The sequence below is a fragment of the Nocardia cyriacigeorgica genome (assembly GCF_010858045.1).
In the GTDB taxonomy this organism is placed as follows: domain Bacteria; phylum Actinomycetota; class Actinomycetes; order Mycobacteriales; family Mycobacteriaceae; genus Nocardia; species Nocardia cyriacigeorgica_E.
Window position 1 is genome coordinate 1 of sequence record NZ_JAAGVC010000283.1, and the last position, 300, is coordinate 300.

General features: G+C 70.0%; 1 pseudogene. It reads left to right on the forward strand.

Features of this window, described 5'->3' with window-relative positions:
• Positions 1–251, forward strand: a pseudogene (locus GV790_RS29730) (alpha/beta hydrolase); the annotation flags it as partial.
• Between the last annotated feature and the right edge of the window lie 49 nt (positions 252–300).

The following is a 300-nucleotide window of genomic DNA, read 5'->3' on the forward strand; positions in this document are numbered from 1 at the left end:
GTTCCGCCCTGGTCGACTACATGGCGGTGCCGGTTTCCGGGTACGACGCGCCGATCCTGATGCTGGCCAATGCCACCGACACCGTGGTGCCGTCGCCGTTGCATGCCGCGCTGATCGCCCAGTTCGCCGCGAACCGCGTTGATTTCCGGACCGTCATCGGGACGGGCGAGCACGGCCAGGTCGACGCGCAGATGTGGGCGGCGATCGATACGTTCCTGGCTGGAGTCCGGTCCGCGCCTTCGCCTCGCTGACCACCGGAGTCCGGACCGTGGCGTGTGGCGGGGCCGCGCGTGCGACAGG